Here is a 16,180-nt window from a genome sequence, read left to right as displayed (position 1 = left end):
ACTGATCAGGCTCCGACCAGACTACGCGGCGGCACCACCGCCTGGACCACGAGGCCTCGGGCCCGGGCGTCCATCACACCGACTGCACGGAGTGCCAGCAGCGTGACGGTTTGCACCGCATCACGGAGTTTGGCCGGGTCGTCGAGATTATCCGGCGCCAGCGGCCCCACCAAAGACTCGTGCACCGCGCCGAGCAGCGCGGTCGAGGCGAGCGCAGTGTCTTGCGCGGGCAGATGGCCGGCGCGCACCGCGGCAGCGATCCGCAGTTCAATCTCGCCAGCGATCTCGCGGCGACTGGCGAGCCGTGAGGCGGACACATCGACATCAACCGGTTCCGCCAAGATGCCCCATGCCAGCTTGCGATGGGACAGCACGTGCACCGCGACCGTGGTGACCGCCGCCGCCAGCGCTGATGACGGGCCGGGCGCTGCGTCGGCCGCACGGCGGATCGCAGCGAGCTCGTCACGGGAAACGTCGGCGATGAGTTCCGAGATCAGATCCGCTTTGGACGGAAAGTAACGGTACACCGTGCCGGCGGCGACCTTGGCACGCGCGGCCACCGGCGCGATCTGCACCGCGGCCATCCCGCCTTCGGCGGCAGTCTCACGCGCTGCAGCAAGGATAGCGCTGCGGCGCGCTGCTAAGCGCTTAACCACCTGATGGGTTCGCCGGTAAACCATGGCGCGTTCGTCCTGGAAAAAGCGCGCCCGCGGTCTGCGACAAAATGCACCGGCGCGCTCATCAAGTTGCTGGAGAAGCGAGGGAAAACGGACGGAACACCCTCACCAAATCAGTGAAAAAAGTGAACACTTATTCAGAACCGAAGGCAAGCCCTTACGGCAATGAAATGAATAGCATTCCTGCAAACTAGCCCGGCAATCCCAGCGCGCGCGCCAACGCCGCTACTAACATACCGGTTATCACGGCCAGAAAATCATTGCGTCGCAGCACACTCACTGCGATCGCAGCCCCCAGCGCGAGCATCACGATCGGCCCGCCATTGACCGCGACGGGCAGCGCCGCCGCGACGATAATGGAGCCGGGCAACGCATCGAGCATCCGCCTGACCCGCGGCGTGACCTCGACGTAGCGCATCATGAAGTAGCCGCCGAGCCGGGACGCGACCGTGACCAAAGTCATGATCGCGAAGGCGAGCATCACATCGCTGCGGAGCATGTCGGTCATGACGAATGTCCCGCGTGGGACGTCGCCGCTGGCGGCTCATCCATCAGCCCCGCGGTAATCGCACCTGACAGCGCGCCAGCGATGATGAACCAATAGCCTGGGAGCAGCCAATGCACCGTCAGGGCCACGATCCCCGACACCAGCCAAGGGATTGCGCGGCGCGGCCCCTTCCATGCTGGTACCAACAGCGCGGCGAAGAAAGCCGGCATCGCGATATCGACGCCGAACTTCTTTGGGTCGGCGAGCTGTTCGGCGAGCAGGAAGCCCGGAACGGCAGAGACCAGCCACACCAGATACAGCACCAACGCGCCACCGAGGTAGAACCAGGCATTGGCGCCTCCATGCTCGCGATAGCGCATCGCGGCGAGCCAGCCACCGTCGGTGACCAGGAGCAACGGCGGATAAGCCTGCCACGCCGGCAGCGTGCCAAACCACGGCCGCATCGACGCCGTCATCAGGAAGAAGCGGATGTTGACCGTGGTGGTGAGCAGCGCCAGCGCGGCAATCGATGACGGCGTCAGGACATCTGGCCACGCCTGCACGGCCACGAATTGCGACAACCCGCCATACACGGTCGCCATCATCACTTCGACTTCGGCAAGCGTGAAGTTCTTCTGCGCACACAGCGCGCCGAACGCCATGCCGAAAGCCAGCGTGCCGGGCAGCATCGGCCCGACCGCGACGATGCCGGGCCAGATTGCGTCGCGCGACCAATAGGCCGGCGCCTTGGGGACGTGAGTTGTCATTGCAGGATCCGTGTCGACACCCTCTGCGTGCGGGCTTTGCGTGATCAGGTCAAGCGCTGCGGCAGCGGACGACACGCAACAAAAAACGCGGCGTTGCCGCCGCGTTTTCAAAGTCAGTTTTGCCGGTCGGCTTACGCCTGCGGCTGGGGCTCCAGGCCCGGATCGGGCCGCGGCCGCGGCTTGCCGGCCGGCGGCACTGCCGAGGTGCGGGGGCCCGACGGTTCGAGCACCGATTCGCGGTTCGGCTTTTTGCCGTTGATCAGATCGGTGATCTCGTCACCGGTCAGGGTCTCGTATTCGAGCAGACCCTTGGCGAGCGCTTCGAGGTCGGCGCGGCGCTCGGTGAGGATGCGCTTGGCCTCGTTGTAACCCTCTTCGACGAGCCGCTTGATCTCGGCGTCGATCTTCTGGATCGTCGCTTCGGAAGCGTTCTGGGTGCGCGACACCGACATGCCGAGGAACACTTCGTCCTGGTTCTCGCCGTAAGCGACGGTGCCGAGCTCTTCCGAAAGGCCCCAACGGGTCACCATCATCCGCGCCAGCTTGGTCGCCTGCTCGATGTCGGATGCAGCACCCGAAGTCACCTTCTCGCGGCCGAACACCATCTCCTCGGCGACGCGGCCGCCCATCATGATGGCCAAACGCGAGGTCATCTGCTCGAGCGACATCGACAGCTTGTCGCGCTCGGGGAGCTGCATCACCATGCCGAGCGCACGGCCGCGCGGAATGATCGTCGCCTTGTGGATCGGGTCGGTCGCCGGGACGTTGAGGCCGACGATCGCGTGGCCGCCTTCGTGATACGCGGTGAGGAGCTTCTCCTCTTCCGTCATCACCAGCGACTTGCGCTCGGCGCCCATCATCACCTTGTCCTTGGCGTCTTCGAACTCGGACTGAGTGACCATGCGCTTGTTGCGCCGCGCCGCCATCAGCGCCGCTTCGTTGACGAGGTTCATCAGGTCGGCGCCGGAGAAGCCCGGAGTGCCACGCGCGATGTTCTTCAAGTTGATATCGGGCGCCAGCGGCACCTTGCGAACGTGGACCTTGAGAATCTGCTCGCGGCCGACGACGTCCGGATTCGGCACCACGACCTGACGGTCGAAGCGGCCGGGACGCAGCAGCGCCGGGTCGAGCACGTCGGGCCGGTTGGTGGCGGCGATCAGGATCACGCCCTCATTGGCCTCGAAGCCGTCCATCTCGACCAGCAGCTGGTTGAGGGTCTGCTCGCGCTCGTCATTGCCGCCGCCGAGACCGGCGCCACGATGACGACCGACCGCGTCAATTTCGTCGATAAAGATGATGCACGGCGCGTTCTTCTTGGCCTGTTCGAACATGTCGCGGACGCGGCTGGCGCCGACGCCGACGAACATTTCGACGAAGTCCGAACCCGAGATGGTGAAGAACGGCACGTTGGCTTCGCCCGCGACGGCACGCGCGATCAGCGTCTTACCGGTGCCGGGCGGGCCGACCAGCAGCACGCCGCGCGGAATGCGGCCGCCGAGGCGCTGGAACTTGCCCGGGTCGCGCAGGAATTCGACGATCTCCTGCAGGTCCTGCTTGGCCTCGTCGACGCCGGCGACGTCTTCAAAGGTCACGCGGCCATGCGCTTCAGTCAGCATCTTGGCGCGCGACTTGCCGAAGCCCATCGCCTTGCCGGCACCGCCCTGCATCTGCCGCGACAGGAAGATCCACACGCCGATCAGCGCGATGAACGGCAGCCACGAGACGAGCAGCGACACGAACCACGGCACGTTGTCACCCGGCGGCTTGGCGGTGATCGACACCTTGCCGTTGTACAGGCGGGTCACGAGCGACGGATCGTTCGGCGCGTAGGTCTGGAAGGTCGAGCCGTTGGTGAAGGTGCCGCGGATTTCCTGGCCCTGGATCACCACGTCCCGAACGTGATTTTGGTCGATCTCGCTGAGAAGCTGCGAGAACGGAATTTCCTGCGACGCAGTGCGCTGGCCCGGATTCTGGAAGAGCGTGAACAGCGCCAACAGCAGCAGCACGATGATGACCCAGAGGGCGAAATTGCGCAGATTGGCGTTCATCGGTCTTCCTTATGGGTCGCGCGGATCGCGACCGGGTGGGCCCTGCGGCGCCGAAACGAATGGCTCTTCGGGAGCTTCCCGAGAGCCGGCCCGCCTAATCTAGGTGTGAGCCGAGCCCCTGCCAAGAGAACCACACAGGACTATTTGGCGCATTCTAACCGGTTTCTCGCTCAAATCGTGGCGATCAACGGCCTCTGCGGCGAGGTGGTTAAACGTACGTGGAGACGCCTTCAGCCGCCCCGCGCCCGACGCGGTGGGGCTGGGGCAATCACCAGGCGGTCGCTGGTGAGCGTGATCACGGCCCCTGCGAGGGTCTGCTTGAGCCGGATTTTGCCGGCTGGCGGCGCCCTCCCGGCCGCGGCCTGCTTCAGCGTCTCGGAGAGTGCCTCGACTTTCCCGAGCTCCGCCGGCCCCTCGTGACCATGGCGCGCCAGCGCACGCAGCAACAAGCGAATCTGGATTTCTGCAGCTAGAGCCAGAAATGCCCGGGCATCTACACCGGGACGTCCCGCCCCCGCATCGAGGGTTTCCAAGAATTGCTCGGCGCCGTCGGTCATCAGTTCCAGCGCAGCATCCGCCCGCCCCGCCCGCGCCGCCAGCCGAACCAGCGCACGGGCATCGCAGCCTTCGGCCGCCAGTTGCGGCATCAACGCGCGCAGCCGCGGCCGGGTGAAGCGCGGATCGGCATTGCTCGGGTCGGTGGCGAACGCGATTCGGGCTTTGGTCAGCGTAGCGACCAGCCGGGCCTTCGGAACATCGAGAAGCGGCCGCGCCAGCACCACCCCGTCCCGCTCGATCTCTCGCGCCATCGCGGCAAGGCCGGCGATCCCGCTGCCGCGCGACAGACGCATCAGCACGGTCTCGGCCTGGTCGTCGCGGGTATGGGCGGTCATCACATGCGAGGCGCCGAGGGTTTTGGCGGCCTGCGCCAGCAGCCGATAACGTGCCTCGCGGGCGGCCGCCTGAATCCCGGTCCTGGGCTTGTCACCGTTCCAGCGCAGCGTCCGGTGCGGCAGGTCGAGCGAGGCCGCCAATCGCTTCACCGCGCGCGCCTCGGCGGCCGCCTCGGGACGCAGGCCGTGATCGATGGTGACGACCGCCAATGCCGGGCCCTGCTTCAATGCCTTCCGCCAGCGGGCGGCGAGCCACATCAGCGCCAGCGAATCGGGGCCGCCGGACACCGCCAGCACGATCGCCGGCGCCGCCTTCCAGTCGGCAAACAGACGCCGCGCCTCGGCTACGGATACTACCTCGTCGTTGGTTCCGGACATCGGCCGTCTGCCTGCCGGTTGTCAGGCCCCGCTATCGGCCGGGCCTGCTGGGTTCAGCACTTCAGCTTCTTCTGCTCGCGATCGACCGCCTTCTTCACGCTCGACGACGCCTGCGGATATTTGCGGCCGATCTCGCCGAGCGCGGCGCAGGCCGCTTCCTTTTCCTTCAGTGCCGACAGCGACTGGCCGAGCCGCAGCAACGCGTCCGGCGCCTTGCCGGACTTCTCGTGTTTGCTGGTCACGGCTAGAAATGACTCGGCGGCCTCGCGATACATCTGGCGCTGGAAGAAGCTCTCGCCGAGCCAATACTGCGCATCGGCCGTCAACGGATTGTCCGGGTACTTCTGCGCAAAGTTGCGCATGGTCTCTTCGGCCAGCGCGTAGTCGCGGCGCTGCATGTAGCCGATGCCGAGATCGAACTCGTCGCGCGGCGTCTGCGACGGCGGCTGCGTCGTCAAGGCGCCGCCAGCTGCGGCGGCGGGCGCTTGCTGAGCCGCGGACGGCGCACCGCCTTGCGGATAACCGCCCTGGACGTAACCGCCATTGCCGTTCGACAGGTCCATCGGGGCGCCTGCGGCCCGGCCGGCCGGCATGCCGCCGCCCTGCTCCATGGGCAGTTGGCCGCCGCCAAGCGCGCGCGGCACGCCGGGCGCGTTGGGATCGCGCGACGGATCGAAGGCGTCGCCGCGGCGGCCGCCGCTCTGGGGCGCGGTGGGTTGCGGCTGGACCATCGGCGCCTGCGGCTGACCGTAACCCGGCTGCTGGCCGTAAGCCGGTTGCTGCGCGGGCTGACCATAAGGCTGCTGCGGAGCGGCCGGCGGGGTCGCCGCCTGATTGGGGGCGGGCTGCTGCGCCCCGGGCGCCCCGGCGCCGCTCTGCAACTGCCGGACCTGATCTTCAAGCCGCCGGTTGCGGTATTGCAGCTCTTCGTTCTGGCCGGTCAGCGTCCGCAGCCGATCCTCGAGCTGCTGGATACGAATCTCGGGATCGACCTCGCCGCCGTATTGCTGGGCCAGCGCGGGAGCGGCGAAAGCGAGCGTCGCCACCAGAGCGAGGCTGCGCGCGGAGACGGCAAAACCTGATGACATGACAGTCCGACGAGTTCGAGGGCGGCCAAACGAGTGGCGCTGGATTGATCGCCGTACTACGCCAAAAATGTGACTGAGGCGACGGCCAAAGCCCCCGCCGAAAACAAAAACGGCGCCCTGCGGCGCCGTTTTACGACTTCGGTGCGTCCGGACGATCAGGCGCCGGCGTTCAGCACCGTGACGGCGCGGCGATTCTGCGACCAGCACGAGATGTCGTTGCAGACCGCGACCGGGCGTTCCTTGCCGTAGGAGATGGTGCGCATCCGCTGCGCGTCGATACCACGCGACACCAGATAGTTGCGGACCGACTGCGCACGACGCGCGCCGAGCGCGATGTTGTACTCGCGGGTGCCGCGCTCGTCGGCGTGTCCTTCGATGGTGAAGGTGTAGCGGCTGTAGGTCTGCAGCCACTGCACCTGCTTGTCGAGGGTCGCAACCGCCTGCGGCGACAGATCCGACTGATCGCTCTCGAAGAACACACGGTCGCCGACGTTGACGACGAAATCCTGCTGGCTGCCCGGGGTGGCCGCACCAGCCATCGCGCCATCGGCACCGCCGAGCCCATTCTTGTTCGCGCATGCCCCCATCGACAGGGCCACCGCGAGCACCGCGGCCACCTTCAATCCCTGGAGGATTCGCTTGTGATTGGTCATTCCGGAGCCTCCACGCTCGCGATATTCCGACTGTGTTTTCGGTCTACAGGGCGATGGTTAAGCGAACGTTCCGTCAACCTTGACGAGGTGTTGCCGAACTCGATCAATTGCCCCCGGTCGGCCAAAAGCAAACGCGATGGTTAATGAGGTGCAAATGTGGCGCCAGAGTGAAGCCGTGGCGTTCCATTCTGGATACGCGCCGACAGCGCGGAGACCGCGCCGGCAAGAAGGCCAATGCTGCAATCATTGACGATCGTCGGTCGATGACGACGATCGATCTGAAAACGAGTTCGATCTAATTGGCCGCAAGACCGCGCGTTATCAGAGGTGCGTCCGACCGAGGGAGAGCGGCACGAGATTTGGGGCCTCGGCCAGGGTCAAATTCGGAACCCTTCTGGTGTTTTCGAACAAGCTGCGCCGCTCGGATTCAGTCGAGCGCAAGAACGGATAACGGGCGTACAGCTTGTCGCGCATCGCAGGGAAATCGATCTCCATCAGGCTGATAGGCTTTTTCAGCCCCGGATACGGCCGAGCCTCACAGATCAAGCGCATCATCACCCGACGATAAAACGCCTGATGCTCGGATCTTACCGAAGCCAGGCCAATGTCTGCGTTAAAGTACTCGCAGGACACATTAGCCAGACGCAGAGTGAGATACGGCAGTTCAGGCAGTCGATTGGCGCTCGTCGGGTCCGCTACGAATCTCGTCGGGTCGACGATGACTTTGCCCTGAGCCAGCCAGGGCTGAAGGAAGTCCGGGAAGACGTCCATCGACGGGCAGTCATGATAATCCGGGGATGCCACTGTGATCCGCAGTGAACTGCTGAGCTCCCCCTCATAGAACACGCCGAAGATCCATGAATTCGGCAGATCGTCGTACCGGTCAGTCACAATGCCGCTGCTATTGGCATCGATCGCCCCTTCTTTGAGGTAGGCGCGATATCGCAACCGGTAGATCGCCTCGCGTTCTGCGGGAGTTTCGGCGAGTCGATAATCGACCTTCTCAAGCAACGCGAGCCTTCGGGCCGCGATCCGGTTTTGCTGTTCTACTGGACGTACGACTCCCATCACTCTCACCCCACCCACATGTCCGGATAACGCACCGACCGTACGAAAACGTTAACGAATCCTTAACGGCCCAGCAAAGCATTAGAATTATTAGGGTTAATTCTTATAATTCCACTATGATGAATTTCCAGCGACAACGAGGGAATTGGAGGAAAATTTGCCCTGAGGTCGGGCCCCGGAAAGGGGCTCAGGCGATCGAGCGAGTCGGCAAAGATAGGACTTTGCCGTCCTTCTGGCGTGCACCCTGCGAGGCGTTCAGCAATTGCCGAATGCGCTGGGCGGGCACCGGACGGCTGAACAAATAGCCCTGCGCCTCGGTGACGGTGCCGTCGGCGCTGATCAATTCGAGCTGCTCGTTGGTTTCGATGCCTTCCACCACCACCGACATACCAAGATCGCTGCTGAGGCGGGCGACGCCGCGCAGCAGAGTCAACGGCCGGTCACTGTCGATCCCCTCGAGGAACGAGCGGTCGATCTTCACCTTCTGCAGGGGGAAGCTGTGGAGATAGCTGAGCGACGAATAGCCGGTGCCGAAATCGTCGAGCGAGATCCGGACGCCTTCGGCGTGAAGCTGCTGCAACGCGTCGTGCGTCCACTGCGTATTCCGAAGTAGCGAGGATTCGGTGATTTCGATCTCCAGCCGGCTGGCAGGCAGACCGGAGACTTCAAGCGCGTAGCGCACCTCCGTCAGCACATCACGCTGATGGAACTGCTGCGGCGAGAAGTTGATCGCGACACTCACCGGCTCCGGCCACAGCATGCATTCCATGCAGGCTTTGCGCAGGATCCAGCGACCGAGATCGACGATCAGCCCCATGTCCTCGGCGACCGGAATAATATCGACCGGTGATACCGTCCCGCGCACCGGGTGATTCCAGCGCAGCAGCGCTTCGCACGTGGTGATCTTGCCCGATTTGAGATTTACGAGCGGCTGGTAGTACAGCTCGAATTCTTCGTTGGCGAGCGCCTTGCGCAGGTCGAGCTCGAGAATACGGCGAGCCTCGACGGTTTGCGCCATTTCCTCGCGGAAGAAGCAGTAATTGCCGCGGCCGTCGGCCTTGGCGCGATACAGCGCCATGTCGGCATTCTTGAGCAGGATGTCAGCCTTGGCACCCGGGGACGTCATCGCAATGCCGATCGACGCACCGATCTCGACAACATGATGATCGATCAGATAGCGGTCGCTCAGCCGGTCGACGATTCGGCGGGCCAGCGCAGCTGCATCTTCGTTCGACGCGATGTTCTGTTGGAAGACGACGAATTCGTCGCCACCAAATCGCGCCACAAGATCGTCCGGCCGCAGCATGTCACGCAGCCGTTCGGCGACCGAGCACAGCAGCCGATCGCCGCAGGGATGGCCGAGCGTGTCGTTGATCTGCTTGAACTGGTCGAGGTCGATGAACAACAGCGCCGACAGCCGGGTCTTGCCCCGGCCGTGCTCGGCCTCGAGAATGCGCTCGATTTCGTCGCGGAAGCTGACCCGGTTCGGCAGCGCCGTGAGCTCGTCGTAACGCGCCAGATGAACGATCCGCGCTTCGGCATTGCGACGCTCGGTGATATCTTCGATCAGCACCACCGCGCCGCCATGTGCCATCGGCTGGAACGTCCAGCACAGCGAGCGAGGAACAGTTTCGTCGCCGACGGTGACGATTTCTCCCGCCAGGGAGTTTTCAATTTCGGCCAGGATCAAACGCCCGTTGGCAGCCGAAATTGCACCAATTGCCACGCAGGCGGACACGATCTCGGTCGCGGTCGGCGATCCTTTGACCAGTTCGTCGCGAAGCCGCATCATCTCCGCAAAACGATGGTTCATGACCGCGAGACGACCATCGGCGCGGAACATGCACAACCCGTGCGGCATATTGTTGAGCGCGGTGTCGAACTGATTGGCGAGCGCAGCTTCGCGCTCGCGGCCGATCCAGGCGTCGAGGTAGATCCGTTGCAGGCTGGATGTCAGATGACGGATCGAGATGAAGAATACCGCACTGAGCAAGGCGAGCGTGAGATAGTAGACACCTCCCACCCTCACCATCGCGAAGATCAATGGGCCGCAGCTGAGCAGCACCTGGAGGTGAAAAATCTGGGGCCGACCGAAAGTCCGCCCGACCCCAGCCGAGGTGTATGCCACCACGGTCGCAACGCAGAGCATATGCGCCGCCGAGTCGTCGGTGCCGAGCAACACCACGAGCGACCAGGCGCCAAGCGAGATGCCATGTGCAATGGCTCCCAGCCGATAGCGTCGCTCCCATATACCGGCTTCCTCCACCGTGAGTGGGGCATTGCGCTGCCGATAGCGATGCATCTGCAGCGCGCGCGCAAAGCCGATCAGGACGAATAAGGGGACACACAGCCAATTCAGGATGCTTCCGGTAACCATCCCGATCACGGCGCCAGCAATCGCGGGCCCAAATGCCCCAACGATCATCGGCGCCGGATTCATGAACAACGAGTCGACCAAGCCCGCGCGAATCGCAGGCGACGTTTGCTCAGAATCCCGTTTGTGACTGGCGAGCAGCATCAAGCGCGAGCGTGTCCTTTCGGACTCCGTTGTATCCCTGGCAGATGAAGTCTTTCTGAGCGAACATGCTTAGCGGATCATTGCAACGTTCGCGGACACTTAGAGCCTTCAAACGCGACCCGAGAGGTTCCGGGAAGGGAACCCCTACGGCTGCTACCCGCTTAGGACAGCAGCGGCGACCACGCCGGATCAGAGGCGTAACCCGGGGTCGGAACCCGCAGTTCGTTACGTCCCGAAACGTCGACGGTGAACAGCGACGGGCCAGCGTTTCCGCCCGGATCGCGGAAGAACATCAGCACCCGGCCATTGGGCGCAAAGGTGGGCCCTTCGTTGTGGAACCCGGACGTCAGGATGCGCTCGCCGGAGCCGTCCGGCTTCATGATGCCGATCGCGAACTGGCCGCCGCCCTGCTTGGTGAAGGCGATGTAGTCACCGCGCGGCGACCACACCGGAGTCGAGTAGCTGCCGTCGCCGAACGAGATCCGCTGCGCCTGACCGCCGCTCGCCGGCATGATGTAGATCTGCGGCTTGCCGCCGCGATCGCTCTCGAAGCAGATCCGGCTGCCGTCGGGGGCGTAAGACGGCGAGGTGTCGATCGCGGGCGTATCGGTCAGCCGCGTCGTCGCCTTGGAGCGCAGGTCCATCACGAACAGGTTGGAGTTGCCGCCCTGCTGCAGGCTCATGATGATGCGCTGACCGTCCGGCGAGAACCGCGGCGCGAACGACATGCCCGGGAAGTTGCCGACAATCTCGCGCTGGCCGGTCTCGACGTTGAACAGGTACACCCGCGGCTCACCCTGGCCGAATTCCATATAGGTGATTTCCTGGGTGGTCGGCGAAAACCGCGGCGTCAGCACGAGGTCGCTGCCGCGGGTGAGATAGCGCACATTGGCGCCGTCTTGATCCATCAGCGCCAACCGCTTGACGCGCCGGTCGGCCGGGCCGCTTTCGTCGATGAACACCACGCGGCTGTCGAAATACCCCTTCTCGCCGGTCAGACGCTCATAGATCTGATCCGAGATGATGTGGGCGATACGGCGCCAATATTCCGGCGAGGTGAAATACTGCTGACCCGCCAGTTGCTGGCCGGTGGCGACGTCCCACAGCCGGAATTCGGCCTTGAGCCGACCGTCGCCCTGCCGGGTCATCCGCCCGGTCACCAGCGCCTGAGCGTTGATGCTCGCCCAGCTCTTGAACTGCGGCGGCACGTCGATGTTGGTGATCTTTTCGAGATACGCGGCCTGGTCGATCGGCGCGAACAGTCCCGAGCGCTTCAGGTTGTTGGTGATCACCTGCGACACACCGACGCCGACCTCGTTGTCCGACGGCGTGCCGGCGACGAAATTCGGAATCGCGATCGGCAGCGGCGCGACGTTGCCTTCGGTGATCTGCACCCGGGCCTGACCGAACGCATCGCGGGCGGGGCCGAGGGCGAGTGCGCCTGCGGCCGTCGCGGCGGAGATCATCAATTGGCGGCGATTGAGGTCAAACGACATAGCGGCAATCCATCGGTCGGTCAGGTGATCCGCGCCGGGCGGCGCGAGCAATGGTGAGCGGAGGTTCGCATTACGGACGTCGATCGGTGAACACGGGCGCGAAGAACTTCCATTCGTCGAAGAACTGCGCCGGCAGATTGTACGGCTGGCATTCGATGATCGCGCGCAGCGCACTCTCCTGATACACGCGCAAATACGGCGTCGCCGGATGGCCTTCCGGCTGCGGCAGAGTTTCGAGAGTTCCGTCGCGCTTCAAGCGGATCACGAAGGACGCCTCGGCGCGCTGCGCTTCGATGCCGCCATACGGCTTCTTCCAGCAGCGCTCGACCTGCGACTGGAACATCGCGCCCCAGGTCGCCGAATTGTCGGCGGACTTGCCCTTCGACAATCCGAGCGCCGCGTTGGAGTTCAACACGTCGCCGGTCACCGCGTTGCGAGTCGGGTCGCGCTTGTCGAGCAGCGCCGCGATCTTCGACTGATCGAACACCCGCTCAGCCTTCGGCTTGGTCGGCTCCGGCGGCTTGGCGGCGGTCTCGGTCGGCTTCGGCGGCGGCTTTTTCTTCTCTTCCTTCTTCAGCGCCTCGGCGATCGGATCGACCTTCGGCTCCGGTTTCTTTTCCGCTTCCTTGGCCTCTTCCTTCGCCGGCTCCGGCTTCTTTTCCGCCTTCTTGGGCTCTTCCTTCTTCGGCTCTTCCTTCACCACCGGCTTCGGCGGATCAGGCTTCTTCTCGACCGGCTTTTCTTCTGGCTTCGGCTTGGGCTGGGGCGGCGGCGATGTGTCGGTGACAACAGGCGCCTTCTCGCTGATCTTGCCGACGGTGTCGTCGACCTGCTTGGCCTCGGCGACCTTCTCGACCAGCGGCTTGGGATTTTCCCTCTTGCCGGTGCGCATGCCGGCCATCACTTTGGCGAGCTGATCTTCGGAGATGGTATCGACCGCAACCGAATCCTGCGGCTCGAGCTCGAAAGCCTTGGAGGTGAAAGACAGCATGGCCCAGCCGAGCACGAGGACGTGCAACGCCACCGACGCAGCCCATGTCTTGTCGATCTTCACCTTCAGAATTCCTGCTCCACCTTCGCGGCCGACGCCGGCGCGGTGCCGGCTCAACTCCCCTGTTCGGGAACGATGACGATGTTTGCCTTGAAGCCGGCGGTCCGGATATTGCCGAGCAGCTTCATCATGTCCGTGTAGCAGACGTCCTTGTCGCCCCGCAGATACACCACGTTGTCGGTTTCCGACCGGGTCTCGCGGATCGCCTTCATCTTGGCTTCGAGCTCGGACGCTGCGATCGGGCTGTCGCCCAGATACAATTCGACCTGAGAGTTGCAGGTACCGCCGGTGCGCTTCACCGACAGTGTCAGCGGCGGCGAGTTCGATTGGATCTGATTGCCGCCACGGGCGACCGGCAGATCGATGTCGATCGAGGTGGTGAGCAGCGGCGCCGCGACCATGAAGATGATCAGCAGCACCAGCATCACGTCGACCATCGGGGTGACGTTGATTTCCGCCATCACCGGTCGCCGCCCGCCGCGACGCCGGCCGCCTCCGCCGCCAGTGGCTACGTTCATTCCCATGATCGAATGCCCGCTGTGCTCACCTGGCCTCCGTTCACGTGCGCTCGTCGATCTGCCGCGACAGGATTGCCGAGAACTCGTCGGCGAAGCCTTCCAGCCGCTGCGTCTGCCGGTTCACTTCCGACGTGAACTTATTGTAGAAAATTGTCGCCGGAATTGCGGCGATCAGGCCGATCGCAGTGGCGAACAGCGCTTCGGCGATGCCGGGCGCGACCACCGCCAGCGAGGTGTTCTTCGACGCGGCGATCGACTGGAAGCTCGACATGATGCCCCAGACGGTGCCGAACAGGCCGACGAACGGGCCGGCCGAGCCGACCGTCGCCAGCACCAGCAGGCGGCGCTCCAACCGTTCGACCTCGCGGGCGATCGAGACGTTCATCACCTTCTCGATCCGCATCTGCAGGCCGGCAAACGAGCGCGAATGACTTTCGAACGATCGCTTCCACTCGCGCATCGCGGCGACGAAACACGCCGCCATCGAATGCGTCGGCTTGGCCGACAGCGCGCGGTATAGTTCGTCGATCGACTCGCCGGACCAGAACGCCTGCTCGAAGCGATCCATCGCGCGCTTAGTGCGCGAGAACAGCAGCAGCTTGTCGATCGCGATCGCCCAGACCCAGATCGAACAGCCGAGCAGACCCAGCATGATCGACTTCACGACCCAGTGTGCGTGCCAGAACAACGACAGCAGCGACACGTCGGTCGAGACCGCCGGAGCAAGCTGTGTCACGTCGGCCGGGTTCATCGTCGCAATCCTCTCACACGTTTCGGCATCAGCCGATTCCGCCAAAGGCTCCGGCTGTCCGCGGCCACGCGCCGCGATCTGGCCCAAGCGCCACCGTGGGAGCCTTCAGTTGTCGCAGGGGATGGCCTGTCCGAAGCCGGCCCCTCAATCCCCTGTCAACGTGTCAAAACAAGGGCTGATGCCGCATTTTGACGTACCTCACCAAACCCTCATCAGGGTTAATAAGGGGTTACTATAACAGGGAAAATACCAGTGATCGGGAGCCGGGCGGCCGCTGGCGGGCCGAAGCGGGACGGCCGGATGCGGTCAGTGCAGACCGCCAGAGGGCGGCCCGAGGACCAGATGTCGGAGCTTGTCGGGGTTCCGAACCACATAGATCGCGACGATCCGACCGCCTGAGATTTCTAGCGCCGTGGTCTGGATCAGGCCGTCCGGCTCCCGCGAGACAAAGCCAGGCAGGCCGTCGATCACCCGGACGGCAAGCAGCGAACTCGCCCCCGCAGCCGTCTTGCGCGCGATTCCCTCCAGCAGGCGCATCACCCGATCGTGGCCGCGCACCGGATTGAGTGCGGCCGGCCGCTTGCCGCCGCCATCGCTGACGAACACCACCTCGTCCGCGAGTAAGGACGTCAGCGCGCCAAGATCGCCGCTCCGCGAGGCCTGGAAGAACGCCGCCGCGATCGCCTGCCCCTGCTCTGCCGAGACGGGAAAGCGCGGCCGCTCGGAACGGACATGCGCCCTCGCTCGCGCGGCAAGCTGGCGGCAGGCGGCCGCGTCACGTCCAAGGGTCGTCGCGATCTCATCGAAGCCGACACCGAACACGTCGTGCAGCAGGAACGCGGCCCGCTCCAATGGCGACAGCCGCTCGAGCGCCAACATCAAAGTGAGGGTGATATCGTCGCCATCAGGCTCAGGCTCCGGGGCAATGATCGGCTCCGGCAGCCACGGGCCTACATAAGTCTCGCGCCGCTGCCGCGCCGACTTCAGCACGTCGAGACACAGACGGGTGACGGTGCGCGTGAGAAAGCCAGCTGCGTCACGAACCTCGCTGCGATCAGCCCGGTGCCAACGCAAGTAAGCATCCTGCACGACGTCTTCGGCTTCGCTGATCGAGCCCAGCATCCGATAGGCGACGCGCAACAGCCGCGGCCGCAGCGGCGCGAAGCTCGCTGCGGCATCTTCGGATGGAGCTGGATCAGGAGGCCTTGGCATGCGCTACGGCCGGGGTCGGATGCAGCATCCGGAAGCCGATCGCGAACCTGTTCCAGGTGTTGATCGCACCGATCAGCAACGTCAGATTGACCTGCTCGGCGTCGTTGAAATGCGACTTCACGGCCGCGTAGTCCTGATCCGGCGCCTGGGTTTGCGCCACCAGTGTCAGCGCTTCAGTCCAGCCGAGCGCGGCACGCTCACGATCGGTGTAGAGCGGCGATTCCCGCCAGGCGTTGAGCAGATACAGCCGCTGCTCGGTTTCGCCATGAGCACGGGCATCCTTGCTATGCATGTCGAGGCAGAACGCACAGCCGTTGATCTGCGAGGCGCGCATCTTGACCAGTTCGATCAAGCTGGATTCGAGGCCGCTGCCCTGGATGTACTTCTCCAGCGCGGCCATCGCCTTGTAGGCGTCGGGCGCGGCAGTGGCGGGGTTGAGGCGCGGTGTCATGGTCGTCTCCCTTGGTTAACGAGCATAGGACGAGACAGCGGCGCGCGGTGTGACATTGCCGCGAGCGAACCCGCGACAAAAAAGAAGCCGCCCGCCTGGGGGCTCAGGCGGGCGGCGGTTGGCG

At 64.4% G+C, this 16,180-nt stretch carries 15 protein-coding genes; all 15 read right to left on the bottom strand.

Annotated features, from left to right (window positions below; translation table 11 throughout):
• Positions 1 to 5: 5 nt before the first annotated feature.
• Entirely contained in the window at positions 6 to 680 is a 675-nt protein-coding gene (locus tag LRC39_RS06000) for a TetR/AcrR family transcriptional regulator (RefSeq protein WP_107343282.1), read from the bottom strand.
• A 187-nt stretch (positions 681 to 867) separates the two neighbouring features.
• Positions 868 to 1,185: an AzlD family protein gene (locus LRC39_RS05995; RefSeq protein WP_263990813.1), complete on the bottom strand. Its 318-nt coding sequence runs from the start codon at positions 1,183 to 1,185 to the stop codon at positions 868 to 870.
• The gene (locus LRC39_RS05990) at positions 1,182 to 1,931 is read right to left on the bottom strand and encodes an AzlC family ABC transporter permease (RefSeq protein WP_346296648.1); all 750 of its coding nucleotides are present in this window, start codon (positions 1,929 to 1,931) and stop codon (positions 1,182 to 1,184) included. The genes LRC39_RS05995 and LRC39_RS05990 overlap by 4 nt, the downstream gene beginning before the upstream one ends.
• Positions 1,932 to 2,062: 131 nt before the next feature.
• A complete protein-coding gene (gene ftsH / locus LRC39_RS05985; protein ID WP_011156690.1) occupies positions 2,063 to 3,979 on the bottom strand; it encodes an ATP-dependent zinc metalloprotease FtsH in 1,917 nt (638 codons plus the stop codon).
• Between the two features lie 230 nt (positions 3,980 to 4,209).
• Complete coding sequence (gene tilS / locus LRC39_RS05980; RefSeq protein ID WP_346296647.1) at positions 4,210 to 5,250, bottom strand: tRNA lysidine(34) synthetase TilS; 1,041 nt, start codon at positions 5,248 to 5,250, stop codon at positions 4,210 to 4,212.
• Positions 5,251 to 5,303: 53 nt separating this feature from the next.
• Positions 5,304 to 6,338, bottom strand: coding sequence for a tol-pal system protein YbgF (ybgF, locus tag LRC39_RS05975; RefSeq protein WP_346296646.1), 1,035 nt, complete (start codon positions 6,336 to 6,338; stop codon positions 5,304 to 5,306).
• A gap of 155 nt (positions 6,339 to 6,493) precedes the next feature.
• Positions 6,494 to 6,991 (bottom strand): peptidoglycan-associated lipoprotein Pal, encoded by a 498-nt coding sequence (pal, locus tag LRC39_RS05970; protein ID WP_107354490.1) that lies wholly within the window; start codon positions 6,989 to 6,991, stop codon positions 6,494 to 6,496.
• 321 nt (positions 6,992 to 7,312) lie between these two features.
• The gene (locus LRC39_RS05965) at positions 7,313 to 8,059 is read right to left on the bottom strand and encodes an N-acyl amino acid synthase FeeM domain-containing protein (RefSeq protein ID WP_346296645.1); all 747 of its coding nucleotides are present in this window, start codon (positions 8,057 to 8,059) and stop codon (positions 7,313 to 7,315) included.
• A 187-nt stretch (positions 8,060 to 8,246) separates the two neighbouring features.
• Positions 8,247 to 10,577, bottom strand: coding sequence for a putative bifunctional diguanylate cyclase/phosphodiesterase (locus tag LRC39_RS05960; RefSeq protein ID WP_346296644.1), 2,331 nt, complete (start codon positions 10,575 to 10,577; stop codon positions 8,247 to 8,249).
• 161 nt (positions 10,578 to 10,738) lie between these two features.
• On the bottom strand, positions 10,739 to 12,073 hold the full coding sequence (gene tolB, locus LRC39_RS05955; RefSeq protein WP_164634504.1) for a Tol-Pal system beta propeller repeat protein TolB: 1,335 nt from the start codon (positions 12,071 to 12,073) through the stop codon (positions 10,739 to 10,741).
• A gap of 70 nt (positions 12,074 to 12,143) precedes the next feature.
• On the bottom strand, positions 12,144 to 13,127 hold the full coding sequence (locus tag LRC39_RS05950) for a protein TolA (protein WP_346297477.1): 984 nt from the start codon (positions 13,125 to 13,127) through the stop codon (positions 12,144 to 12,146).
• 50 nt (positions 13,128 to 13,177) lie between these two features.
• The gene (locus LRC39_RS05945) at positions 13,178 to 13,648 is read right to left on the bottom strand and encodes a biopolymer transporter ExbD (RefSeq protein ID WP_011156682.1); all 471 of its coding nucleotides are present in this window, start codon (positions 13,646 to 13,648) and stop codon (positions 13,178 to 13,180) included.
• A 34-nt stretch (positions 13,649 to 13,682) separates the two neighbouring features.
• The gene (gene tolQ / locus LRC39_RS05940) at positions 13,683 to 14,393 is read right to left on the bottom strand and encodes a protein TolQ (RefSeq protein WP_107343274.1); all 711 of its coding nucleotides are present in this window, start codon (positions 14,391 to 14,393) and stop codon (positions 13,683 to 13,685) included.
• Between the two features lie 306 nt (positions 14,394 to 14,699).
• Positions 14,700 to 15,605, bottom strand: coding sequence for a sigma-70 family RNA polymerase sigma factor (locus LRC39_RS05935; protein ID WP_346296643.1), 906 nt, complete (start codon positions 15,603 to 15,605; stop codon positions 14,700 to 14,702).
• Positions 15,589 to 16,056, bottom strand: a complete 468-nt coding sequence (locus tag LRC39_RS05930) for a carboxymuconolactone decarboxylase family protein (protein ID WP_346296642.1) — start codon at positions 16,054 to 16,056, stop codon at positions 15,589 to 15,591. Before LRC39_RS05930 ends, LRC39_RS05935 begins: the two co-directional genes overlap by 17 nt.
• Positions 16,057 to 16,180: the final 124 nt, after the last annotated feature.

The organism is Rhodopseudomonas sp. P1, from assembly GCF_039642825.1.
Lineage (GTDB): Bacteria > Pseudomonadota > Alphaproteobacteria > Rhizobiales > Xanthobacteraceae > Rhodopseudomonas > Rhodopseudomonas palustris_H.
Note: the sequence above shows the minus strand (reverse complement) of the source record. Positions and strands in the feature narration are given on the sequence as shown.

What these genes read in the sequence shown, in the direction of transcription:
- ftsH (WP_011156690.1), bottom strand. Translation starts at nt 3,979, where the DNA reads ATGAACGCCAATCTGCGCAATTTCGCCCTCTGGGTCATCATCGTGCTG.
- LRC39_RS05935 (WP_346296643.1), bottom strand. Translation starts at nt 15,605, where the DNA reads ATGCCAAGGCCTCCTGATCCAGCTCCATCCGAAGATGCCGCAGCGAGC.
- tilS (WP_346296647.1), bottom strand. Translation starts at nt 5,250, where the DNA reads ATGTCCGGAACCAACGACGAGGTAGTATCCGTAGCCGAGGCGCGGCGT.
- LRC39_RS05945 (WP_011156682.1), bottom strand. Translation starts at nt 13,648, where the DNA reads ATGGGAATGAACGTAGCCACTGGCGGCGGAGGCGGCCGGCGTCGCGGC.
- LRC39_RS05990 (WP_346296648.1), bottom strand. Translation starts at nt 1,931, where the DNA reads ATGACAACTCACGTCCCCAAGGCGCCGGCCTATTGGTCGCGCGACGCA.
- LRC39_RS06000 (WP_107343282.1), bottom strand. Translation starts at nt 680, where the DNA reads ATGGTTTACCGGCGAACCCATCAGGTGGTTAAGCGCTTAGCAGCGCGC.
- LRC39_RS05960 (WP_346296644.1), bottom strand. Translation starts at nt 10,577, where the DNA reads ATGCTGCTCGCCAGTCACAAACGGGATTCTGAGCAAACGTCGCCTGCG.
- LRC39_RS05995 (WP_263990813.1), bottom strand. Translation starts at nt 1,185, where the DNA reads ATGACCGACATGCTCCGCAGCGATGTGATGCTCGCCTTCGCGATCATG.
- LRC39_RS05930 (WP_346296642.1), bottom strand. Translation starts at nt 16,056, where the DNA reads ATGACACCGCGCCTCAACCCCGCCACTGCCGCGCCCGACGCCTACAAG.
- tolQ (WP_107343274.1), bottom strand. Translation starts at nt 14,393, where the DNA reads ATGAACCCGGCCGACGTGACACAGCTTGCTCCGGCGGTCTCGACCGAC.
- pal (WP_107354490.1), bottom strand. Translation starts at nt 6,991, where the DNA reads ATGACCAATCACAAGCGAATCCTCCAGGGATTGAAGGTGGCCGCGGTG.
- tolB (WP_164634504.1), bottom strand. Translation starts at nt 12,073, where the DNA reads ATGTCGTTTGACCTCAATCGCCGCCAATTGATGATCTCCGCCGCGACG.
- LRC39_RS05965 (WP_346296645.1), bottom strand. Translation starts at nt 8,059, where the DNA reads ATGGGAGTCGTACGTCCAGTAGAACAGCAAAACCGGATCGCGGCCCGA.
- ybgF (WP_346296646.1), bottom strand. Translation starts at nt 6,338, where the DNA reads ATGTCATCAGGTTTTGCCGTCTCCGCGCGCAGCCTCGCTCTGGTGGCG.